The sequence below is a fragment of the Alteromonas gracilis genome, assembly GCF_002993325.1.
In the GTDB taxonomy this organism is placed as follows: domain Bacteria; phylum Pseudomonadota; class Gammaproteobacteria; order Enterobacterales; family Alteromonadaceae; genus Alteromonas; species Alteromonas gracilis.
On the sequence record NZ_PVNO01000027.1, the window covers coordinates 108,743 to 131,203 of the forward strand.

Genomic DNA, 22,461 nt, shown 5'->3' on the forward strand with positions numbered 1-22,461 from the left:
AGCCGTAAAATATCGTTGTAATAGCACAATTAGTTTCATATAGTTCTACATTGAGTATCGAAAACTATACCTATAAACAGGTGCTAATATGCTTAACCGTCTTCAGGAATCAGATATAAAGTTACTGCGTGTTTTCTACGCTGTAGCAAGCTGCAATGGATTTACTGCGGCAGAACCCGTGTTGCGAATGCAACGTCCAAATATCAGTGCTGCAATTAAGAAACTGGAAGAACGGCTTGATTTAGTACTATGTCATCGCGGTCGCGGTGGTTTCCAAATGACAAAGGAAGGTGAGGTTGTTTTTCAAGAAACCAAACGCATCTTTAATGCCTTTGATAACTTCGTGTTTAATCTGAAGTCGCTTCATGATGACTACTCTGGTCACATCACTCTAGTATTAATGGCTGGTCTGCCGTTATCTATGCATTTAGCCGTCAGTAAGGCGGTAAAAAGCACGATGAAAAAGTTTGACGATATCCACGTTAATATCCAAACTCGTTTATACAACGAAGTGGAACACGTGGCGCTATCGGGTGAGTGTCACTTGGTAGTATCTACCTATGACATGGTTAAGCCGGAATCAGTGACGTTTCACCCTATAGGTATTAACACTGAAGGACGACTTTATTGCTCGCCAACGCATCCCTTGGCGAAATATCGGGATACTGAATTACCCGAAGGCGTTAAAATAAGTGACTATCCCGCAATCGGTATTTCAGGTTTGTCTTCGGCCAACTATATTGAGGATGAAACAAGATTATCGATACAAACTTTCTCTGACTCTTTCGATGCCGCTATGTCTGCCATTATGACCGGTGAATATATTGGATTATTGCCTGATTATATGGCTAAAGAGCAGGGCGCTGCGCTTGGGCTTGTACCTATTGCGAAAGGAAGTCTATTTAATTTTAGCCACGAATTATTCGTAATGAACGGTAAGAATACCCGTCTGAACCCGGTATTGCGCCACTGTATAAAAGAATTAAGCTACTTCATTTCCGAGAGCCAGAAATAGCCGTAAAATTTCAACGGTAACGAACTTTCATAACCGAAGAGCCACAAATATGCTTCTCACTTGACGCTCCTTAGTAAAACACAAGAGCGTCTAAGTGAGAGGTTTTTTATTCAGCACCCTTTATTCATATTCAAGCGGGTCGGTAGCGTTATTTTCTTTAAATGCTTCGAGGCGTTCTTCACAAGCCCCACACTTACCACAGGCTTTTTCTCTGCCGTTATAGCATGTCCACGTTTGTCCGTAATCTAGCCCCATGGAAAGACCATCGGTCAAAATCGCCGTTTTGCTTACGTCAATATAAGGGGTCATGATAGTGACCGGGGTGTAATTAGCGATACCGCAGACGTCATTCATTTTATGAACAAATTCAGGACGACAATCTGGATATATAGCGTGGTCGCCAGAGTGTGCCCCGTAGTAGACTTCATTAGCTTCTAGACTCACTGCATAGCCCACTGCAAGAGAAAGCAGTATCATATTGCGATTTGGCACCACGGTTTGCTTCATGCTCGGCTCTTCATAGTGCCCTTCTGGTACCTCTATATCCGACGTTAACGCTGAGCCACCAATCAGGGTATTGATGGCACTGATATCTACAATCTTATGAGGGACATTGAGTGATTCACATACCCTTGCAGCGTAATCAAGTTCTTTTTTGTGGCGTTGACCATAGTCGAAACTGAGGGCGTGAACTTTTTTGCCCTCTTTCAGTGCTTTATGTAACACTGTGAAGGAGTCCATGCCTCCAGAGTAAATAACAACAACGTTTTCTGACATAGTTTTTGAAGATTTAAGAAATTATCCCCGAATTTTATGTGATCCTTGGTAAAATCCCAACATACAATCGTTAAAGGGTATCAAATTGTCTGTAATGTCCACGCTAAACATCAATGAGATGTTCGAAACTATCCAAGGTGAAGGTGCCCATACTGGTATTCCTTCCATTTTTGTAAGGTTACAAGGTTGCCCTGTCGGTTGCCCGTGGTGTGATACGAAGCATACTTGGGAAATAAAGGCTGATTTGAGCGTTACGCCAGAGGCGGTAATTAATAAAGGTCAAGAGTCGGAAACCTACTTTATTTCTGATGAAGCGGCCTTATTAGCTCAGTTTTCTATAGAAGGTTATGTCGCAAAACACGTGGTTATCACCGGCGGTGAGCCATGTATGTACGATTTGCGACCGCTCACCAAGCTACTTCACGATAATGGGTACTCTACACAAATCGAAACCAGCGGTACGTTCGAAGTGCTTTGTGATCCACGTACTTATGTGACAGTGTCGCCAAAAATAAATATGAAAGGCGGTTATGATGTATTAGTCAGTGCTCTTGAAAGGGCCAATGAGATTAAGCACCCTATTGCCATGCAAAAGCACATTGATGAACTTGATGCGCTGCTTACTAATGTGTCTTCCCTTGAAGGAAAACAGGTGTGTTTACAACCTATTAGCCAGCAAAAGCGAGCGACGGAGCTTGCAGTTAAGACTTGTATTGAGCGCAACTGGCGACTATCGTTACAAACACACAAGTATATTGGTATCGAGTAAATGTCAGTTCAAAAGACCAACTTATGGCGCTGCGAAAATGGTTAATTTAAACCTATTTAAAAGGGTTAACCTTCTGGTTTATGTTCTATGTGGCCTGCTTACCGCGTCTCATGTGCAGGGGGCGCTGTGGACTATCAACTATCCTCGTCCTATTGACGACTCAGATGCACGTGCACAATACCCAATCGCTTTATTAAAACTTGCCCTAGATAAAACCGGCGTAAATTACGAGCTACGTCCGTCAGACAGGATCCTTCTGACAGGAAAAGCAATGCGTCAACTTCGCGAAAATAGAGAAGTTAACGTGGTGTGGAGCATGACTGATAGTCAGCGAGAAAAGGAATTAACGCCTATCCGTATTCCCATTGCAAAAGGACTAATTGGGCTTCGGGTGTTCGTTATAAACAAAAATAAAAGGGCGAAGTTTGACAACGTATTGTCTCTTAATGATATGCGTAAACTGACTCCTATTCAGGGCGAAGAATGGCCAGATACGAAAATTCTTCAAGCGAACGGCTTTAACGTATTCACAGTGCCAGAGTTTCGGGAAGCCTATGACCTGATAGGGCAGGGCAAGGGCGATATTTTTCCTCGTTCAGTGATTGAAGTTAACGCTGAACTTGAGGCTGAAGGCCCGGGTAGTAACCTCTATCTTGAACCATCCATGGCATTGTATTACCCAACGGCAATGTACTATTTTGTGAGTTTAAACAACAAAACGCTAGCAAACTTAATAGAGACGGGTCTACAAAGAGCCATAGACGATGGTTCATTCGATGAGTTATTTAATTCAACCTACGCACCTATTTTAACATCGTTAAATATGGAAGAGAGAACCGTTTTTTCGCTAGAAAACCCTCTACTGCCAGTTGAAACACCGTTGTCGAATCCAGCCCTTTGGTACAAGCAGAACAAAGAAGAATAGCGGTTCCTAAATACCCTTAAAAAATGAAAAAACGCGGCACAGGCCGCGTTTTTCTCTTTTTCTTTAAATGTTCAATAGCCGTTACGATTCACCTGAGTGAACACCTTTCATTGAACGACCTGATGGATCAGCATTGTTTTTAAAGCTTTCATCCCACTCTAGTGCCTCTGCCGTACTACACGCAATTGACTTACCGCCGGGTACGCAGCGCGCTGCACTTTCTTGAGGGAAATAGCTCTCGAAAATTGTGCGGTAGTAGTAGCCTTCTTTAGTATCAGGCGTGTTAACTGGGAAGCGGAACTCAGCGGTAGCAAGCTGTTGATCTGTGACTTCGTTTGCTACGAAGTCGCGAATTGAGTCAATCCACGAATAACCTACACCGTCACCAAACTGTTCTTTTTGACGCCATAATACTTCTGCAGGTAATGTCTCGCCGTTATCAAACGCTTTGCGAAGGATCCACTTCTCCATTTTTCCATCTAGGCACATTTTATCCTGCGGGTTTAAGCGCATAGCTACGTCAATGAAGTTCTTGTCTAAGAATGGCACACGAGCTTCTACACCCCATGCAGAAGTGGCCTTGTTAGCACGCGCACAGTCAAACATGTGAAGACGATCTAGCTTACGTACCGTCTCTTCGTGGAATTCTTTGGCATTTGGCGCCTTGTGGAAATACAGGTAACCACCAAAAATTTCGTCAGAGCCCTCACCTGAAAGCACCATTTTAATGCCCATCGCTTTGATTTTGCGGGTCATAAGGTACATAGGTGTAGCGGCACGAATGGTGGTTGTATCGTAGGTTTCTAGATGGAAGATAACATCACGGATGGCATCTAAACCTTCTTGAATCGTAAAATGAATTTCATGGTGAACCGTACCAATCATGTCCGCCACTTTCTTAGCCGCTTTAAGATCAGGAGCACCTTCAAGACCTACAGCGAAGCTGTGCAGACGGGGCCACCATGCATCGGTTTTGTCTTCGTCTTCAACGCGCTTCGCCACATATTGTGCAGCTACGGCAGACACTAACGACGAGTCTAAACCACCAGATAACAACACCGCGTAAGGTACATCCGACATCATGTGAGACTTTACGGCTTTTTCAAAAGCAACGCGTAGTTCTTCTAAATCGCTCGTGTTGTCTTTTACGTTGTCGTATTCCATCCAGTCGCGTTTGTAATATTTTGTGATTTTACCTTCTTTACTCCAGAGGTAGTGGCCTGGAGGAAATTCACTAATTGTCTTACACACGCCGGCTAGCGCTTTCATTTCAGATGAAACGTAGAAATTACCGTGTTCATCGTAGCCGGTGTAAAGGGGAATGATTCCAATATGGTCTCGGGCAATGAGGTAAGCATCTTGCTCTTCATCATATAGGATAAAAGCAAACATACCTTCTAGGTCATCAATAAAGTCCACGCCTTTTTGTTGGAAAAGGGGAAGAATAACTTCACAGTCAGAGCGTGTTTTAAACGGATATTGCTCATCTAAATCAGCTGCCAACTGTTTATGGTTATAAATTTCGCCATTAACGGCAAGAATTTGCTTATCGTTCTGGCTGATAAGAGGCTGCGCACCCGTGTCTACATCGACAATTGCCAGTCTTTCGTGACAAAGAATGGTATTGTCATTATTCCAGATACCCGACCAGTCAGGGCCACGGTGGCGCAATAGTTTAGATAAATCGAGGGCTTGGGTTCTGAGTTCAGACACATCGGTTTTGATATCAAGGATACCGAAAATACCACACATATAACGGATTCTCTCTGTTCACTTGTTGAAAAAAATAATTTGAAGTTTTTTCTGTCGGTACTCGCGTACGAGTGAGCGAAGGATTGTTTTTATTCTTTTATCGCGTGCCTTGAATGTGCCAGTCTGACAGGAAATTGCAAGTACATTATGATGAGAAAATGGAAATACTTATTCCTTTTATCTCAAAATAGCGTTTTATTAACATTTTTATCCTATTTACGCCGTTAGATGCGACACATTTATATCGTGAAATGAAGAATGCTGGGGTTTTTATAGGCTATTGGAATGATTGATGAGCGAAGTTAATTCGAGGGGATAAACGAAAAGGAGCCTTATGGAAGGCCCCTTTCATCATGCTTTATAAAATGCGTAAAGGGTGCATATAACTAATATTTGCGCTGAAACTCGCTTGCTTCATTCCACTTTGGCCACGCATCAGCATTCGCTACGCCCACACCAACATCAAATAACATTTGAGTATCTTGCACTATGCCGCTTAAATCCCAGTCGTCGCGATATTGGTCGCATACTTGGTGATAGCAACCAGTAACAATAACATTCATACGCTTTCTGTATTTCGCAGTTTCTTCATCTGCCGGTTCATTACCGCCTTCAGCATAAAGTGCCGGAACACCCTGTTTGGCAAAGCTAAAATGATCCGAACGATAGTAGTAGCCCGCTTCAGGACGGTCTTCTTGTGTTAGTGAGCGACCTTGTTTTGCAGCGGCTTTTTCAAGGTAGTCTTCCATTTCTGACTTACCCATACCTACTACAGCGACGTTTTTGGTTTTACCCAAAACGTTCATTGCGTCCATATTAATGTTAGCAACCGTGTTTTCAATCGGGATCACAGGGTTACTCGCATAGAACTTACTACCCAAAAGGCCTTGTTCCTCAGCAGTTACCACCAAAAAAGATACCGAGCGTTTAGGTGCTGGCGTTAAGTTTGAGTAGGCTTTTGCCATGGCTAAGATAGCGGCGGTTCCCGTGGCGTTGTCGTGAGCACCATTGTAAATTTGATCGCCTTCTTTACTTTCGTCTTTACCTAAATGGTCCCAATGTGCGGTATAGATAATATGTTCATTAGGAAACTCAGCGCCAGGAAGAGTGGCAATCACGTTGTTGCTTTCTGATTTTTTAAACGTATTTTTTACCGTTACTGAAGCTTTAATATCCATAGCCTTACTATATGGACCTTTCATGGCATTAGCTTTTTCAGTTTCGAAATCAAGGCCTGCATCAGCAAACACTTTTTTCGCGGCATCAAGCGTAAGCCAACCTTCAACGGCTACACGGCTTGCTCCTTTGTCAGCGCTTACTAGGCCGTACTGCGGGCCACTCCAGCTATTCGCGACAACTGACCAGCCATAAGAGGCTGGGGCTGTTTCGTGAATAATAATAGCGCCAGCTGCGCCCTGACGGCTAGCCTCTTCATATTTGTAGCTCCAGCGACCATAGTAGGTCATCGTGGTGCCTTGGAACTTACCGCTTTCAGGATTTTCGAAACCAGGGTCATTAATAAGCATTACCACTGTCTTGCCTTCAACATCTAGCCCTTCGTAGTCGTTCCAGTCGTACTCAGGTGCGTTAACGCCATAACCAACGAAAACAAGTTCAGAATCTTCAAGTGACACCGAGCTTTGCTCGCGCTTAGATGACGCAACCATTTGCTCTTTATAAACAAAATTATTGTCTCCGATCGTCATGGTCATGTCTGGATCGGCGGTAATTTCCATTAACGCTACTTTTTGTAAAAAGCTATCACCGTTGCCGGGTTTGAGGCCTGCTTTAGTAAACTCACTGACAAGATAGTCGATGGTTTTCTTTTCGCCTTCAGTTGTAGGTAAACGGCCTTCGAATTCGTCTGAAGAAAGTACTTTCAGGGGCTCGCGAATATCGGCATCTGAAATATTGTTGTAAACACTGTCAAAATTCGAGGCCGCAGGCATTTCCTTTTTGGTGGTTTGATTTTGTGGTGTGCTGTCGCTTGATGGTGTACATGCACTTACGCCTAAAAGAGTAGGTACAAGTAATGGCAAAAACATTTTTTTCATTGTTAGTCTCTGTTTGCTCTACAATACGATCTCAGTATAGAGAAAACCCCAGAGCGAACCAATAGTTGATATGCAATCAGACTCAATACCCTTCTGTAAAGACTACCTAATAAGCCACGCAAGCAAACCGGTTACAGCACTTCTAGAAGAAGTTGGTTTATTAGGTAACAATTACTTCCCCACGCCCGAACTATTGAACCAGTTAACAGCTCAACATTATAAGCACTGGCAAGGACCTGCTTTTAAAGGTCAAAGTCAGTTCTCATGTGACGACAAGCGTTACTATGAAACGATCATTAGTGAAGACAAGGTAGTACCAACTCGGGAGGGAAGCTGGCACGATTTATTTAATGCACTTATTTGGTTACAGTTCCCTAAAACCAAGTCTCTGTTAAATGAGCTGCATATTCGCGATATTAACGAACACGGTGTGAGCCCAAGAACGGCTCGCCGCAATCGCATTACTCACTTCGATGAATGTGGTGTAGTGCTTGCGATAGAAGAACCAAAGCAAGCTACACTAAACAATGTTGGTCTTGAAAGGGAGCATGATAGCCGACAACATTATGTTGAATCGTTAGAGGCCTTTTTGCAGAGCCTTTCTGCCCATGAATGGGAACAAAGTTTTTTGACCCATCGAGAGCGATGGCATAGTGAAGTCACGCCATTTATTTTCGGACACGCGAATTTGGAAATGATGCTAAACCCATTTATAGGGCTTACGGGGAAATGGCTAGCGGTTTCGGTTCCTTGCGGTTTTAGCAAACTGGGTAAATGGCAACAGCGCTTGGTATTAGACAATGCATTGATACTGCGTATTGAAGCGCTAAATTATTTTCAATCTGCACCTCTTTTGAAGCCTTTACCTTTGCTTGGCGTACCTTTGTGGCACAGTCAACAAGATAAAATATTTTATCAGAATAAAGACTATTTTAGACCGCTACGTGAGGGAAGTAAGCCGACTATTCAGCTACCCTTGTGGTCTTAAGCGTGTTGCGCACTGACACTTTGGCAATTTTGAATTGCGCGTTTTTTTACACTCGGCTTTTAAGACTTAGTTTTTGAGACTTTGCTTTCGAGAGCTTAGCGCTGCCCGAGTTTTTATCGGAAACAGCGCCAACTAATAGCCAAATGGAAGCGGGCTATAAAGTGTGTTTTCTTAGAATAGCGCTAAAGCAATCAACCAAATGCCGTAAATAACCACATACGGTGCGCTTGCAATTAATGCCGCTTTCTTAACAGAAAAAGACGTCCACTGAGTGATGCCGACAGTCGCTAAATAAATTCCCCAAAAAAGCTCTAGCCTTAGTGCTTGGCCGAAAGCATACCACGGGGAATCCATGGGAATACTCGCTAAAAAGCCAAGAGATGTAGGTGATAATATCGTTGGTGCAACTTGGTGATCGCCAGTGAATAGCAGCAGTGCTACGCCAACCAAGCCAGTGAGTACATAAGGCATAGAAAGCCACCACGCAAAACCGTACCAGTCCGTAAAGCCGAAAACATGGCTATCATCCGAGCGAGTCATCAAATTTACGTAAACCGCGTATACCGCATTTACAATGATTGGAACAAAAAAGGCGCCGATTATCGATGACCAAAGTAAGGCGTCTCTAGTGAAAAAGGCTTTCATTTGCTCTTCTTCTGCAGGGCTCATATCGCCTTGAGCAGCAATATTCATCTGTGCGAACCAATCAATATCTACAAAGTTTACATATAAATATTGAGATACCAGCGTGATAGCGGTGACCAATATAAAAGGCATCCAACTCCAGTTATTGTTTTCACCTATGGCCTTGAACACGCCATTTGGCTTGAAGAATATATCATTACACGCTTGGAAAGGGTTCGATACGTTGTGCATCCCTTGCTCCTTTTTCTTCGTTTTAATTTTTGATTCGGGTGCTGTTTAAAGCAACGGTTAGTTCTGCTTGATTGCTTGTTAACACGCCGCGATTACGAACATTTTAACTCTCGCTGAGTCCTTCATTATCTATGCGGACTGGTATTACAGATTACTAACGGCTAGGTGTGTTGTACAGCACAAGGTTTTGATAAACGGTATTTATTTGTAAGAGAAAATGAATGTAGCTCATTCACCAAAGTGTGAAATTGTGAATTCAACAGATAGCAAAAAGAGAAGCAATGAAGTGACCTACCAATAGTTGGACAATCCAATTACTGGGGGCACTTCACAATGCTTCCCTTTATATTAAATATATTACTTAATGTTATAAATAAGTCGCATTCAAAAGTGTAAGCACAATAGCGCTATACAGAAGTGAAATAGGCAGCCCAATTTTTATAAAGTGTGAAAACTTATAATTCGCGGCATTATAAACAAGCAAGTTGGTTTGATAGCCAAACGGCGAGATGAAACTGGCGCTTGCCGCAAAAGCTACCGCCAGCGCAAATGGCATTAATGGCGCACCGATAATCTGAACTAAACCGTAGGCGAACGGGAACATTAACGCCGCAGCCGCATTGTTAGTAACAAACTCAGTTAAAACCAAGGTAAGTAAATAAATGACTATCAATGCTACGAACCAGTCGGTACCCGACAACACCGGCATTAGTGCTTCCGTGGTCGTGTTGATGACACCTGAATTTTCAAGCGCGCTGGCTAGGCTCAAAGCACCAACAATTACAACGATCAAATTTAAAGGTAAGTTTCGCTTCATTTCACCGTTTGACGTTACTTTTACACCAATCAGCGTAGCTGCTAAAAACAACAGGCCAATAGCCAGCGAAATGATGTCTGCAGCAGCAAGTAAAACTGTGGTCAGGAAGCCGCCAAGGGTAATCCATTCTTGCTTGTTCGTTAATGGGCGGGCAATTTTTTGCTCTGACAAAATAAAAAAGTTTTTATTCAAATTTTGACGAGTGGCAAAGTCTGGGCCCGTAGCTAAAAGTAAGAAGTCACCCGCTTGAAGTTTTATTTCTCCAAGTTTGCCTGAAAGCTGCTCACCATCACGTCGTATGGCTACAACGGCGGCATCAAATAGCGCTCTAAAACCAAGTTTTTTGATCGTTTGACCAATTACCTGAGCGCGATTGGCCACTACTACTTCGGTTAAGCTCTCGCGCAGCACACCATCGGTCTCTGCAAACATGCTCAAACCTTTAATATGGCTAAGGTTTTCAAGCTTTTGAACATTGCCAGAAAAAATCAGCTTGTCGTTTTCAAGAATAACTAAGTCAGGGCCAACCGGAGATATCAGATTGCCATTGCGAACCACTTCTACCAAAAAAAGCTCTGGCAGGTTACGCAAGTGGTTCCGCTCGACGGTTTTGCCAATTAGCTCTGAACCAGGCTCAACTTCGGCTTCAACCATGTACTCGTGATAATTATTACTTTTATTGCCAATATGAGGCAGCAATGGAAGCAACAAAAACATAAGTAGACCACAGCTCAGGCCCGCTACGGTGCCATAAAGTGTAAAGTCAAAAAAGTTAAAGCCCGGATGCCCGTGTTCTTGTAAAAAGCTATCGACGATTAGGTTGGTAGAGGTACCGATTAAAGTAACCGTACCGCCTAAAATAGCCGCATATGATAGCGGTATGAGTAATCGGGAAGCAGGGTGATACTGGTTCTGTTTCACAGGGCCAATAAGGCTAGCCACAATTGCCGTATTATTAAGCAGTGCAGAGGATATAAAGGTTAGTGAAAATAGCCGCCAGTAGGATTGCGTAAAATTAGCACTTACTAGTTTTCTACCAAGGCGTTTTATCAGCGCGGTTTTATCTATGGCGCTACTTACTAAAAGCAACAAAACAAGGGTGATTAGGCCCTTGTTTGTTAAGTTTAGCAAGATGTCATCAAGAGATAACTGCTGGGTAACCAGTAAAGCTAATACTGCACCTGAAAATACAGTAGAAGGGCGCTGACTGGTAAAAATCAGCGCACATATCGTACTGGCAAAAATTGCCAGTACGATGAACTGGGTCACATCCATATTGTTCCAGTCCTGCTTATAGTTTACTGATATCCACAGAGTTCCAATGCGGGAAGTGCTTACGTACTAAGGCATTGAATTCAAGCTCAAACTCAGAGAAGTTAGGCGAGGTATGCTGTGCATCACCGGCTATTTCGTCGATGATCATACCTGCACCCACTGTACCATTGGTCAGACGATCAATAACGATGAATGAGCCGGTAGGGCGGTTGCGCTTATACGGGTCACAAGCTACCGGCTGGGTAAATTTCAAATCCACCACGCCAATCTCATTGAGATTAAGGTGCATAGCATCCGTTTCTTCCAACGTGTTCACATCAATTTGATTATCGATATGAGCTACAACGCCTGGTGTAGATTTGGTCGCAAACTTAAACAAGTATTGCTTGTTTGGCATTAGTGGCTCTTCAGACATCCACACAAGGTGTGATTTAAATTGCGTGTTTAGCAATGGCAAGTTATCTGATTTTACAATCATATCGCCACGAGAGATGTCAATTTCATCTTCTAGCGTTAGCGTAACCGCTTGAGGTACGTAAGCGCGTTCTTGGTCGCCTTCAAAGGTCACAATCTGCTTCACCTTTGATTTCTTGCCAGAAGGTAGTGCCGTCACTTCATCACCGGGTGCAACTTGGCCAGACACAACGGTACCTGCAAAGCCACGGAAGTCTAAGTTAGGGCGGTTAACGTACTGGACAGGGAAGCGGAAATCATCGTGGTTGTCGTCTTCACCAATTTCGATGTTTTCCAACATTTCCATTAATGGGGTGCCGTCAAACCATGGAGTATGTTCGCTTTTACCCACTACGTTGTCGCCTTCAAGGGCAGAAATAGGAACGAACTGAATATCAGGAATATCAAGCTGTTCAGCAAACTTCAGGTAGTCTTCCTGTATTTGTTTGTACACTTCTTCTGAATAGTCCATCAAGTCCATTTTGTTGATAGCAACAATAACGTGTTTGATACCTAGAAGAGAAACCAGGAACGAGTGACGTTTCGTTTGAACCTTAACGCCGCCGCGAGCATCAACAAGAATAATAGCAAGGTCGCACGTTGACGCACCGGTTACCATGTTACGAGTGTACTGCTCGTGCCCCGGAGTATCAGCGATAATAAACTTACGCTTGTCAGTAGAGAAGTAGCGGTATGCTACGTCGATAGTAATCCCTTGCTCACGCTCAGACTGAAGACCGTCTACAAGAAGGGCAAGGTCAACTTTCTCGCCCGTAGTGCCCACTTTTTTGCTGTCTTTAGTGATAGCGGCAAGTTGGTCTTCATAAATCATTTTTGAATCGTGAAGTAAGCGACCGATAAGGGTACTTTTGCCATCGTCTACGCTACCGCAAGTAAGGAAACGTAGCATGTCTTTCTTTTCGTGTTGTTCTAGGTAAGACAGAATATCCTGTCTTAATAATTCGTTTTCATTGTTCATGTTATGCGCTCACAAGGAAAAAGGGGTTTAACACAGACTCTTTTTGGTTGTACGTAAGAGCGTCAGCGTTGTCATCTAATGGATTTTCAGGGTCAAGTACGGTTACGTTTGCACCTGCCGCTAATGCGACGGCGTGCGCTGCACCTGTATCCCATTCAGATGTTGGGCCTAAACGAGGGTAAAGATGTGCTTCGCCCTCAGCCACCAAGCAAAGCTTCAGTGAGCTGCCCATCGCCACAAGCTCGGTTTCACCTTCAAGCTGCGCCAATAAATTCTGAATTTCAGGGCTTTGGTGAGAACGACTACCTACCACTTTCCACACTTCTACACCATCGTGCTTGCGCGCAGAAATAGCCGTAAATTCGCCATTCATTTCGGTCCATGCACCTTCACCAACAATACCTACATAGCTTTTGTTAAGTGCTGGCGCGTAAACCACACCCATAGTCGGTTTACCGTTTTCGATAAGTGCAATATTTACCGTAAACTCACCGTTTTTCTTAATAAACTCTTTAGTGCCGTCTAGCGGGTCTACCAGCCAGTATGACGACCACGATTTACGCTCTTCCCATGAAATATCTGCTGACTCTTCAGAAAGAATCGGTAGGTCAGATTCAGCTTCAAGGGCGTTAACGATTACGTTATGTGCGGCAAGGTCAGCTTCTGTTAGCGGGCTGGTATCCTGCTTTTCATAAATGGCGAAGTCTTTCTCATAAATCGCCATTATCTTATCGCCGGCTTCTTTGGCGATAGCTAGCACTTTTTGTGCAAGACTATTTAAAGGTTGTGTCATTACACCAATCCCTTTTCTTGAAGCAAAGCATACAAACGTTCAGCGGTTTGCTCTGCTGGTTCATCCTGATAGGTTAAGTGTACTTCTGGCGCTTCAGGTGCTTCATAGGCTGAGTCAATACCAGTGAAGTCCTTAATTTCACCGCTACGCGCTTTTTTGTACAGCCCTTTCGGGTCGCGTTTTTCACACACTTCAAGAGGTGTATCGACAAACACTTCTACAAACTCTCCGTCTTCCATTAAGCTGCGGCAGTAATCGCGGTCGGCTTTGAAAGGTGAGATAAAAGCGGTAAGAACAATGGTACCGGCATCAACAAACAGTTTAGCCACTTCGCTAATGCGGCGAATGTTTTCAACGCGATCTTTATCGCTGAAACCTAAATCGCCACACAGACCGTGGCGCACGTTGTCGCCGTCAAGCAGATAAGTGTGTTTGTTTTGCTGGTGAAGCTTCTTCTCAAGCAAGTTTGCTAAAGTCGATTTACCAGAGCCGCTTAAACCCGTTAGCCAAAATACACGAGGTGTTTGACCAAGCTTTTCAGAGCGGGTGGTCTTGTTTACTTCGTGTTTATGCCAAACAACGTTGTCGGTGGCCATTAGAAATACCCTTCCATTTTCTTCTTCTCCATAGAGCCTGCGCTGTCATGGTCGATAACTCGGCCCTGACGTTCAGACGTCTTGGTAAGCAGCATTTCTTGAATAACTTCAGGTAGGGTTGCCGCTTCAGACTCTACCGCACCGGTAAGTGGGTAACAGCCTAGAGTACGGAAACGCACAGAGCGCATCTCTGGTACTTCACCTTCTTCCAGCGGCATACGGTCGTCATCAACCATAATAAGAATGCCGTCGCGCTCAACGACAGGGCGAGGCTTAGAAAGGTAAAGTTGTGGAATATCGATGTTTTCTAGGTAGATGTATTGCCAGATATCTAGCTCAGTCCAGTTAGACATTGGGAATACACGAATGCTTTCGCCTTTGTTCACCTGAGAGTTATAAATATTCCAAAGCTCTGGACGCTGGTTTTTTGGGTCCCAGCGGTGGTTGCTGTCGCGGAATGAGTAAACACGTTCTTTGGCACGTGATTTTTCTTCGTCGCGTCGAGCGCCACCAAATGCAGCATCAAATTTATATTTGTTTAGCGCTTGCTTAAGTGCTTGGGTTTTCATGATGTCAGTGTGTTTTGCTGAACCGTGGCTAAATGGGCCAACGCCAGCTTCAACACCTTCTTCATTGATATGAACAAGCAAATCGAAACCGTGTTTCTTCGCTTGTTCATCACGGAACTTAATCATTTCACCAAACTTCCACGTGGTATCTACGTGCAATAGTGGGAAAGGAATTTTGCCTGGCGCGAACGCCTTGCGTGCAAGGTGAAGCAGTACAGAAGAGTCTTTTCCTACAGAGTAAAGCATAACTGGGTTTTCAAACTCAGCAGCAACCTCACGGAAAATCTGGATACTCTCGGCTTCGAGTTGTTTCAAATGCGTTACAGACGGGATACTAGCAGTCATTTTGAAGTCCGAATTTTATGTTATATACAAAAAAGTTATATATGGGTTATTTTTCTGCATAGAACGATAACATATTTAATTTTAAAAGTAGTATGCGATTTTGCTATTTAAAATAGCTATCTTATTCCATTAAATAAAACTGTCATGCAATTGAAGCATAAGCCACTTTTTTTAAGGGCTTTGAAAGGAAAAAAGCCCTGCTTAGAAAACTAAACAGGGCTTTGTATTCGCGATATTTGCTAAACTATTTTTCGCTAATCTTTCGCTTACTTTTCGTTTAATTTCGTTTGAAACGCATCGAAAGTATCAACTACACCTTCTCGTGGAGTACCTGATTTACTTAAAATCATTATGGTTAAGCTAGATAAAATAAACCCAGGCACAATTTCATATATCCAGTCACCAAGTTTCTGACCACCCACTTCGATAGGAAGATAAATCCACAGTAACACGGTTACCGCCCCAACTATCATGCCGCCTAACGCCGCACGACGGGTCATTTCACGCTTAAACAAGCTAAACAAAACCAGTGGACCAAAGGCAGCGCCAAAACCTGCCCACGCATTACTTACAAGGGTCAAAATAATGCTGTCTCGGTCGTAGGCTAGATAAATAGCAACAAGCGCTACAACGACCACGCTGACGCGGCCTGCGATAACAAGTTCACCATCTGACGCATCACGACGCAGAAATGCCTGATAAAAGTCACTGGTCAATGAACTCGACGTTACTAGTAGCTGTGATGAAATAGTACTCATAATCGCGGCTAGAATAGCAGCAAGCAGAAAGCCACCAATGAGCGGGTGGAACAGAATTTGAGACAGGTAAATAAAAACGGTCTCAGGATCAATTTCATTGCCGTTCCCTGTCACATAAGCCAAACCAAACAGGCCTGTCATTAAGGCGCCGATAATTGAAACTATCATCCAACTCATACCAATATTTCTTGCAGTTGGAATATCTTTGACTGAACGAATAGCCATGAAGCGAACGATGATGTGCGGCTGGCCAAAGTAGCCGAGACCCCATGACATAAGAGAAACAATACCAATGAAGGTTAATGCTTCGTTGGAAGACGCATCCATAAAGGCATCAAATAGTGCCGGGTTAATGGTGTCTAATGCGTCGATTGAAGCACCGACGCCGCCTAGCTCACTGATAACCACAGCGGGGACCATGATTAGCGAGACAAACATGATACAGCCTTGAACGAAGTCAGTCATGCTTACCGCCATAAAACCACCCACTAATGTGTAGGCTACAACAACGCCTGCGGTGACATACAGCCCCGTTTCATAGGTTAATCCGAATGATGTTTCAAACAATTTTCCGCCAGCTACAACACCCGAAGATGTATAAAGGGTGAAAAAAACGACGATGACGACAGAGGCGATAACGCGAAGTAGACGAGAATTGTCTGCAAATCGGTTTTCAAAGTAATCGGGAAGCGTAATAGAATTATTGGCGACCTCTGTGTATACACGGAGGCGTGGCGCCACCAGCATATAATTCGCTAGTGCGCCTAATGTGAGACCAACCGCAATCCAACCGGCGGACAAACCGGATACATACATTGCACCGGGTAAACCCATGAGCATCCATCCGCTCATGTCAGATGCGCCTGCTGAGAGAGCAGTAACAGCGGGGCCTAACTGGCGGCCGCCGAGCATATAGCCTTCTACGTTGGTATCTGTTTGCCGATAGGCGAAAAGGCCTATCCCTAACATTACTACAAAATATAAACCCAACGAGATTATCGTGCCTGTAGCCATATAAATTCCCTATGTTTTTTCTTTCATGCTAACACCTATGACTGAGAGTCTCTACGTCATTCAGCGCCCTTGCATGTTTTCTATACGGCTAAAGGTAAATAAAGTTTGAGAGAATTTTAAAATGATAAAGAGGCTACGCGAGCTCGGCCGCCGCGTTTAGCCTTGTAAAGCAAGTCGTCACAGGCTTTGATAATTCTGTCTAAGTTTGTCTCTCCTTTCACATCTAACAGCCCTGACGAGAAGCTAACACAAAACTTTTCATCAGTGCCGTTCCAATGTTTTTGGCGGGAGAGAGCCACATTTAGTTCATCGAGTATCCGTTTAGCTGACTTTTCATCCGTGTCGGAGAAATAGATTAAAAACTCTTCGCCTCCGTACCGGCAAAGTTTGTCAGATTTGCGAATTCTATTTTTAATAATTTGGGTTATTGTCGTAAGCACTTCATCACCGACAGCGTGACCGTATCTGTCGTTAATCTTCTTAAAGTTGTCTACGTCCAATAGCGCAATACTTGAGGTCTTGTTACCTTTAAGTGACTTTTTTAAGCTGTTTAACATAGCCCGGCGGGTGAGGGCGCCGGTGAGCGAGTCCCGTTCAGCGAGTAAATCGCTCTGTTTTTTGGCGACCCAGAGCCAAAGGACAAGGATGAGTAATATGGTTAGCAACAACACGAATATGGTTGTTTTCATGGCTTCTTTGTCGGTAGAAAGCCCCTCTTTCTGCTCCCGTAAACTAGCTAGTTCCTTCTGACGATAATGTGCTAATTCGATATCTTCTGCCAAGTTATCTGTGAAGTTAGACGAAGAAAATTTAAATTGCTCCGTATTTTTTGCAACGAGTAATTTATTGTAGGACTGAGAGTGCTCGTACGCTTTTTCGTAATTGCCCGCAGCGTCGTAAAGTCTTGAGAGTTCGAGCTCCATTTTGAGCTTAATCTTCTCTTTAAAACCTGAATCGGAAGTTTTTGCGAGAACGATCTTTTTATATTGCTGAAGTGAATCATTGAATTTTGCTTCATCATTCAGTACCGCCGCGTAAAGTGCATCTGCGTAGACAGAAAGCTCTTGGGTTCTTTCCTTCATTTTTGATGTATCGAGTTGTCTAATTTGCTCCATGACTTTTTGTGCTGAGCTCTCATAGCCTTCACCTTTCTGAAAAACAATAGCACGAAGCTTTTGAACATATATCAAAAGCTTCTCATGGGCTGAATTTACCTTAGATACATAACCTATTGCGTCCTCTACCAAAGCTAAAGCATCGTTAAAACTGTCTTGAACAAGTAATGCGTCTATCGCCGAAAAGAAAGCCCAAGTTGTGACTACTGTGCTTCCAGCCTGTTTTTTACTATCAATAATTTGTTGGGAGTGGTAGAAAGCTCTACTAGGAACGAAGAGCTCGAGATAGGCATCCCTGAGCCAGTCATGAGCGATAGTTTTTGATAACGCATTTTGTAAGTTTTTGTCTGGCGAATAATGAGGAAGGTGCGCCAATGCATATTCAAGTTCATTGATGGCCTCAATAGGATTGGCTAAATTAAGCTCCATAGCCAACCATATACTTGCTATTGCGGTAGCTTTTTTACTACCCGTATCCAGAGCTTCAAGTTTCAAACGTCTCAGTGCGGGCACAGTTTCGTTGATACGCAGAGAAGAACCGTCAAAGTCGTTAACAGCCCTTGCATATATGTAATACGCCTTAGCAGCAGCGAAGAGTTCAGGAGTGAGCGCTTTTAGTTCTTGCCAGTGCTTATCTAATAACGGCTCTTTAACGAAAATCGGAACTCTTGGGGAATCAACATCATTTGCTGTAGAAGTGGCTAATAAATGTCTAAATATCACTCCTTCACTTTGTTTATCATTCTGTAATCCTGATTCCTCAATCATTACAGTGATATCAGTATTGCTCACATTGCTTGGTGTGTTCCAATGGAAGATGGTTGTGGCTGCAATGTGACTATAGCCGTCAAGTTTCTCTAATCTTAAAGCGTTTTTGATATCTGAGTTCTGTGCGCTTAAAGAAAAACAAGTTATCAAAGGCAACAATAGCCAAACCGTTAGCCTTGTAAAGCGATACCAAACGCTCATTATAATTGCTACCTCTATACTGCGGATAAGCGGAATACTGTTGTAATTTAAAACGAGTGTTTTAATAAGGTAGTAATTATAAGTTTTATAAGCGTGAGTTTCATCTTAAATTTGGGCAAAAAAAAATCGGCCACATTAGGCCGAAGAAGGAAAGGAATGAAGAAGAGAAGGAATAAGGAAAACAGTTTTTTAGGAACGCCTTATAAAAGCGTTATGCAGAAAACTGTATCCTTTCCGAAACGGCTTTTTTCATTTCGCTAAGATCTGCATTTTTGTCACCAACAATCATAACGTTTGCGCGCTGCATCTTAATGCTCTCGCCGTGATATTGGCTATCCCCAAACCTACTCGGTACACTGACGTCGCCTCGTTCGGGCACCACAAATATAGACATTTTACCTTGTGGCGTATCAACAATGAGGTGAAGACTTCTAACCGTGCTCAAGTGACAGTAGTTTGCAACTTCTACACCGTCTAACATTTCGCTAAAACTACCACCAAAGCTTGCTAGCTTTGCATTAACCATATTTAAATCAACCGGAAGCAATGAATGAGCATGCTCCATTTCAGCGTACTGCATATGAGCAAGTGCTTGGCCGCCTATACTAAGCGGTTGGTGGTACCACATGGTAAGGGCAATACCCACGGTAAAAGCAACCGACGCAGCCATAGCCAAATACCACCTGCTTCTGCGCTTGTAGCGGTTAAATTCGTCAGTCGATTGTTGCCAAATAAGCTTGCTTGCAAGATCCTCTGGTACGTCGACTTTAAGCGCTTGCTTTAATTGCTTATCTAGCTGCTTCTGTTCATTCCAGAAATTCCGTTTGCTTTCATCTTCCTTTGCCGCCTCTACAACATCACTGTCAGTCGTTTCTGGATCGGCGTAGATTCGACGCCTAAATTCTAATTCATCCATTTACACGACCTCTCTGTTCATTTTGTTTCTCTAATGCCTCTTTCAGCTGATTTCTCGCCCTAAACAAACGGGTCATTACCGTGTTTTTATTAAGTCCTAATTGATTAGCAATCTCTTCACCACTAAACCCAAAGATGAGTTGAAGAATTAAGGGCTCGCGATACTCAATGCTCAATCCACCCATCAGTCGCTGAAGTTCTCTGTCTCTCAAATCGCCGTCTGCGTGCTGCGTGTCATCTTGTATATGGCAGTCATCAATATCCACCGTATCGAATTGCTTTCGCTCAAACCGACGGGCGTTCTCGCGGCGAAGAATGGTAATCAGCCATGACTTCGCCGCCTTTTCATCATTAAGGGCATCTAGTGAGCGCCAAGCACGCAGAAAGGTTTCCTGTACAACATCTTCGGCAATGCTCTGGTCTTTAATAAGCCAGAATGCATAGCGGTATATGTCGGCGTGAAATGCCTTTACCAGTGCTTCATATCTTTGGTGTTTTGCTTTCATACTCGATAAGACCTGACCACTATCGAATTTATTTCGACCAAACATAAAAAAATCCAAAATCTTAAACTTTTTCACTATGGCATAAAAAACGCGCCATTTCGTTAGCCGAAAGACGCGTTTTTATCATAACGTTAGTGAGCAGATCACTCAGTCGTTTTTGCTAGGCACCTTTTTGAGAAGCAATCCAAGCATTTATATTTTCTTCTAAAATAGAAAGCGGTACAGGGCCATATTTTAACACTTCATCATGGAAACCTTTCCAATCAAACTTGTCGCCAAGTTCGTTCTGCGCCATTTCTCGAAGCTCCATGATTTTAAGTTTACCAATCATGTAAGCAGTGGCTTGACCCGGCATGGCGATATAGCGTTCTATAGCTTTTTGCGCGTCATATTCAGGGTTTGGTGTGTTTTCAATAAGATAATCTACCGCTTTTTCACGGGACCACTTTTTCGCATGAATGCCCGTATCTACAACCAAGCGGCAGGCGCGCCAGAGCTCCATGGCTAAACGACCAAAGTCGGAGTAGGGGTCTTGATAAAATCCCATGTCTTTTGCCAACTCTTCAGTATATAAACCCCAACCTTCCGTGTAGGCCGTAAAACTTAAAAACTTCTGAAATTGAGGAACACCGTCTAACTCTTGTGCAATTGCACGCTGCATGTGATGGCCAGGAATACCTTCATGATACGCTAGCGCCTCTAGCTGATATGTTGGCATAGCTTTCATATCATAAAGGTTGGCGTAATAAATACCGGGGCGGCTGCCATCTTGGGCTGGGCTTTGATAAAACGCTTTGCCCGCAGACTGTTCCCGAAAGGCTTCAACGCGTTTAACGATCATTGGCGCTTCTGGAAGAATACCGAAGTACTCAGGAATAGCGTCCCGCATGTCATCTATAGCGGTTTTCGCCATATCAAGGTATTGCTGTCTGCCTTCAGCTGTAGAAGGTAAATAGAATTGATCGTCTTCACGCATGAAAACAAAAAACTCTTGAAGAGTACCTTCAAACTTTACTTGTTTCATGATGTCGCGCATCGCATTGTGTATGCGCTCTACATTATCTAGGCCTATCTGATGTACTTGATCTGCAGTCAGGTCAGTGGTGGTAAACCAGTTGAGGCGGTTCTGATACCATGCATCACCGTTAGGCAAACGCCACACACCATCGCCTTCTGGTGTTACTTCACGCTGATGTACCAGTTCTTCGATAAACTTCTCGTACGACGGCATGACTGATGTTACCAAAGCGGCTTTAGCTTCACCAAGTAAAGTGGTTCTTTCAGCGTCAGTTATATCTAGTTTGCTAACTTTATTTTGAAAGTCCTCCCATAATGTGGAAGGCGTTTCACTAGAATCAAAAGGTGCACCCGTAATTACATTCTTGGACGCATCGATCATTTGGTCGTAGGCCCACGCTGGAGGAAATACGCCAGCTTTTTCGCGTACTTTCATTTGTTCGATAACTTGATCGAAGTACGTGCGGACATTATCCAGACGACCAATATACGCTTGGGCGTCTTCTTTACTCTTTACGCTGTGAATATTGATAAGGAAGCTTGGTACTTGAGTATGTGCAGCGCGGAATTGGTGCACAATATAGCGGTGATGTCTGAATTCGTCGTTAGCTAAATCACGCTCTATACCAAGTTTGTATAGACGCAAGCTCAATTTTTCTTGCTCACTCAATTTGCTTGTATCGAAGCTATTTAGTTTCTCAAGTCGGTTCTTGGCAATAGCAACGCGGGTATCGGCCTCTTCATCGCTGATGTCATCCCATTTGTCGTAGTCCCACTTTTTACCGAGGTAGCTTTGGAATAGGGGGGAGCGTTTTAGGTCTTCTTCAAAGGTGCGCTCAAAGAACGCATTAAGACGCTCTGACTCAGACTGTCCAGCTGGCTTTTCTGTTTTAATTGGCTCTGGTGCGTTATTGGCTGTTTCCGTTGCTGGTGAGCATGCCGCAAGCGTTGTGATAGCCAGCGCTATTGGCGTTAGCTTTAAAAGTGTTTTTTTCATTATTCATTCCCCGTCGCGTTTAATTGATTATTTTTATCGGCTAGGACTTTTACGGTTAATAAACCTTTTTGAGGGCAATAAGGCCCTAGCTGTTTATCGAATACAGACATCGTATCAACAAAACCCTTGCCAGTGCGATATGGCAAAGTGCAAGGGTTTTGATTACGCAAATTCTAATCCATTAGCA

19 protein-coding genes are annotated in these 22,461 nt (G+C 43.5%); 4 read left to right on the forward strand and 15 right to left on the reverse strand.

What is annotated here, in order from left to right; translation table 11 throughout:
- The first annotated feature begins 88 nt into the window (after positions 1-88).
- Positions 89-1,015: a LysR family transcriptional regulator gene (locus C6Y39_RS13840; RefSeq protein WP_105931840.1), complete on the forward strand. Its 927-nt coding sequence runs from the start codon at positions 89-91 to the stop codon at positions 1,013-1,015.
- 120 nt (positions 1,016-1,135) lie between these two features.
- Here C6Y39_RS13840 and queC read toward each other — a convergent pair whose 3' ends face one another.
- Entirely contained in the window at positions 1,136-1,792 is a 657-nt protein-coding gene (gene queC / locus C6Y39_RS13845) for a 7-cyano-7-deazaguanine synthase QueC (RefSeq protein ID WP_105931841.1), read from the reverse strand.
- A gap of 94 nt (positions 1,793-1,886) precedes the next feature.
- Between queC and queE the strand changes: the two genes are divergently transcribed.
- Both queE and C6Y39_RS13855 read left to right on the forward strand, forming a co-directional pair.
- The gene (gene queE, locus C6Y39_RS13850) at positions 1,887-2,561 is read left to right on the forward strand and encodes a 7-carboxy-7-deazaguanine synthase QueE (RefSeq protein WP_105931842.1); all 675 of its coding nucleotides are present in this window, start codon (positions 1,887-1,889) and stop codon (positions 2,559-2,561) included.
- 37 nt (positions 2,562-2,598) lie between these two features.
- Positions 2,599-3,486 (forward strand): type 2 periplasmic-binding domain-containing protein, encoded by an 888-nt coding sequence (locus tag C6Y39_RS13855; RefSeq protein WP_105931843.1) that lies wholly within the window; start codon positions 2,599-2,601, stop codon positions 3,484-3,486.
- Between the two features lie 81 nt (positions 3,487-3,567).
- On the opposite strand, the gene asnB is transcribed toward C6Y39_RS13855, so the two are convergent.
- Together asnB and C6Y39_RS13865 are read right to left on the reverse strand one after the other, a co-directional pair.
- Positions 3,568-5,238 (reverse strand): asparagine synthase B, encoded by a 1,671-nt coding sequence (asnB, locus tag C6Y39_RS13860; protein WP_105931844.1) that lies wholly within the window; start codon positions 5,236-5,238, stop codon positions 3,568-3,570.
- Positions 5,239-5,624: 386 nt separating this feature from the next.
- On the reverse strand, positions 5,625-7,292 hold the full coding sequence (locus tag C6Y39_RS13865; protein WP_105931845.1) for a M28 family metallopeptidase: 1,668 nt from the start codon (positions 7,290-7,292) through the stop codon (positions 5,625-5,627).
- Between the two features lie 70 nt (positions 7,293-7,362).
- Between C6Y39_RS13865 and C6Y39_RS13870 the strand changes: the two genes are divergently transcribed.
- Entirely contained in the window at positions 7,363-8,280 is a 918-nt protein-coding gene (locus C6Y39_RS13870) for a DUF3025 domain-containing protein (protein ID WP_105931846.1), read from the forward strand.
- A 171-nt stretch (positions 8,281-8,451) separates the two neighbouring features.
- Here C6Y39_RS13870 and C6Y39_RS13875 read toward each other — a convergent pair whose 3' ends face one another.
- The 12 genes from C6Y39_RS13875 to C6Y39_RS18780 all read right to left on the reverse strand — a co-directional run bounded on the left by C6Y39_RS13875 (position 8,452) and on the right by C6Y39_RS18780 (position 22,444).
- On the reverse strand, positions 8,452-9,156 hold the full coding sequence (locus tag C6Y39_RS13875; protein ID WP_105931847.1) for a YIP1 family protein: 705 nt from the start codon (positions 9,154-9,156) through the stop codon (positions 8,452-8,454).
- A 367-nt stretch (positions 9,157-9,523) separates the two neighbouring features.
- Positions 9,524-11,248 (reverse strand): SLC13 family permease, encoded by a 1,725-nt coding sequence (locus C6Y39_RS13880; protein ID WP_105931848.1) that lies wholly within the window; start codon positions 11,246-11,248, stop codon positions 9,524-9,526.
- Positions 11,249-11,264: 16 nt separating this feature from the next.
- Entirely contained in the window at positions 11,265-12,680 is a 1,416-nt protein-coding gene (gene cysN / locus C6Y39_RS13885) for a sulfate adenylyltransferase subunit CysN (protein WP_105931849.1), read from the reverse strand.
- A gap of 1 nt (position 12,681) precedes the next feature.
- Positions 12,682-13,473 (reverse strand): 3'(2'),5'-bisphosphate nucleotidase CysQ, encoded by a 792-nt coding sequence (gene cysQ / locus C6Y39_RS13890; RefSeq protein ID WP_105931850.1) that lies wholly within the window; start codon positions 13,471-13,473, stop codon positions 12,682-12,684.
- Positions 13,473-14,069, reverse strand: a complete 597-nt coding sequence (cysC, locus tag C6Y39_RS13895) for an adenylyl-sulfate kinase (RefSeq protein ID WP_105931851.1) — start codon at positions 14,067-14,069, stop codon at positions 13,473-13,475. The genes cysQ and cysC overlap by 1 nt, the downstream gene beginning before the upstream one ends.
- Positions 14,069-14,983 (reverse strand): sulfate adenylyltransferase subunit CysD, encoded by a 915-nt coding sequence (cysD, locus tag C6Y39_RS13900; RefSeq protein ID WP_014976001.1) that lies wholly within the window; start codon positions 14,981-14,983, stop codon positions 14,069-14,071. Before cysD ends, cysC begins: the two co-directional genes overlap by 1 nt.
- Before the next feature lie 266 nt (positions 14,984-15,249).
- Positions 15,250-16,755, reverse strand: coding sequence for a sodium/proline symporter PutP (gene putP, locus C6Y39_RS13905; RefSeq protein ID WP_105931852.1), 1,506 nt, complete (start codon positions 16,753-16,755; stop codon positions 15,250-15,252).
- 116 nt (positions 16,756-16,871) lie between these two features.
- Positions 16,872-18,839, reverse strand: a complete 1,968-nt coding sequence (locus tag C6Y39_RS13910; RefSeq protein ID WP_105931853.1) for a diguanylate cyclase — start codon at positions 18,837-18,839, stop codon at positions 16,872-16,874.
- A 211-nt stretch (positions 18,840-19,050) separates the two neighbouring features.
- Complete coding sequence (locus C6Y39_RS13915; protein WP_105931854.1) at positions 19,051-19,755, reverse strand: DUF3379 family protein; 705 nt, start codon at positions 19,753-19,755, stop codon at positions 19,051-19,053.
- The gene (locus C6Y39_RS13920) at positions 19,748-20,305 is read right to left on the reverse strand and encodes a sigma-70 family RNA polymerase sigma factor (protein WP_105932043.1); all 558 of its coding nucleotides are present in this window, start codon (positions 20,303-20,305) and stop codon (positions 19,748-19,750) included. The genes C6Y39_RS13915 and C6Y39_RS13920 overlap by 8 nt, the downstream gene beginning before the upstream one ends.
- A 115-nt stretch (positions 20,306-20,420) precedes the next feature.
- Entirely contained in the window at positions 20,421-22,274 is a 1,854-nt protein-coding gene (locus tag C6Y39_RS13925; RefSeq protein WP_105931855.1) for a DUF885 domain-containing protein, read from the reverse strand.
- A complete protein-coding gene (locus C6Y39_RS18780; protein ID WP_167390663.1) occupies positions 22,274-22,444 on the reverse strand; it encodes a hypothetical protein in 171 nt (56 codons plus the stop codon). The genes C6Y39_RS13925 and C6Y39_RS18780 overlap by 1 nt, the downstream gene beginning before the upstream one ends.
- Between the last annotated feature and the right edge of the window lie 17 nt (positions 22,445-22,461).

What these genes read in the sequence shown, in the direction of transcription:
- C6Y39_RS13840 (WP_105931840.1), top strand. Translation starts at nt 89, where the DNA reads ATGCTTAACCGTCTTCAGGAATCAGATATAAAGTTACTGCGTGTTTTC.
- queC (WP_105931841.1), bottom strand. Translation starts at nt 1,792, where the DNA reads ATGTCAGAAAACGTTGTTGTTATTTACTCTGGAGGCATGGACTCCTTC.
- queE (WP_105931842.1), top strand. Translation starts at nt 1,887, where the DNA reads ATGTCCACGCTAAACATCAATGAGATGTTCGAAACTATCCAAGGTGAA.
- C6Y39_RS13855 (WP_105931843.1), top strand. Translation starts at nt 2,599, where the DNA reads ATGGTTAATTTAAACCTATTTAAAAGGGTTAACCTTCTGGTTTATGTT.
- asnB (WP_105931844.1), bottom strand. Translation starts at nt 5,238, where the DNA reads ATGTGTGGTATTTTCGGTATCCTTGATATCAAAACCGATGTGTCTGAA.
- C6Y39_RS13865 (WP_105931845.1), bottom strand. Translation starts at nt 7,292, where the DNA reads ATGAAAAAAATGTTTTTGCCATTACTTGTACCTACTCTTTTAGGCGTA.
- C6Y39_RS13870 (WP_105931846.1), top strand. Translation starts at nt 7,363, where the DNA reads ATGCAATCAGACTCAATACCCTTCTGTAAAGACTACCTAATAAGCCAC.
- C6Y39_RS13875 (WP_105931847.1), bottom strand. Translation starts at nt 9,156, where the DNA reads ATGCACAACGTATCGAACCCTTTCCAAGCGTGTAATGATATATTCTTC.
- C6Y39_RS13880 (WP_105931848.1), bottom strand. Translation starts at nt 11,248, where the DNA reads ATGGATGTGACCCAGTTCATCGTACTGGCAATTTTTGCCAGTACGATA.
- cysN (WP_105931849.1), bottom strand. Translation starts at nt 12,680, where the DNA reads ATGAACAATGAAAACGAATTATTAAGACAGGATATTCTGTCTTACCTA.
- cysQ (WP_105931850.1), bottom strand. Translation starts at nt 13,473, where the DNA reads ATGACACAACCTTTAAATAGTCTTGCACAAAAAGTGCTAGCTATCGCC.
- cysC (WP_105931851.1), bottom strand. Translation starts at nt 14,069, where the DNA reads ATGGCCACCGACAACGTTGTTTGGCATAAACACGAAGTAAACAAGACC.
- cysD (WP_014976001.1), bottom strand. Translation starts at nt 14,983, where the DNA reads ATGACTGCTAGTATCCCGTCTGTAACGCATTTGAAACAACTCGAAGCC.
- putP (WP_105931852.1), bottom strand. Translation starts at nt 16,755, where the DNA reads ATGGCTACAGGCACGATAATCTCGTTGGGTTTATATTTTGTAGTAATG.
- C6Y39_RS13910 (WP_105931853.1), bottom strand. Translation starts at nt 18,839, where the DNA reads ATGAGCGTTTGGTATCGCTTTACAAGGCTAACGGTTTGGCTATTGTTG.
- C6Y39_RS13915 (WP_105931854.1), bottom strand. Translation starts at nt 19,755, where the DNA reads ATGGATGAATTAGAATTTAGGCGTCGAATCTACGCCGATCCAGAAACG.
- C6Y39_RS13920 (WP_105932043.1), bottom strand. Translation starts at nt 20,305, where the DNA reads ATGTTTGGTCGAAATAAATTCGATAGTGGTCAGGTCTTATCGAGTATG.
- C6Y39_RS13925 (WP_105931855.1), bottom strand. Translation starts at nt 22,274, where the DNA reads ATGAAAAAAACACTTTTAAAGCTAACGCCAATAGCGCTGGCTATCACA.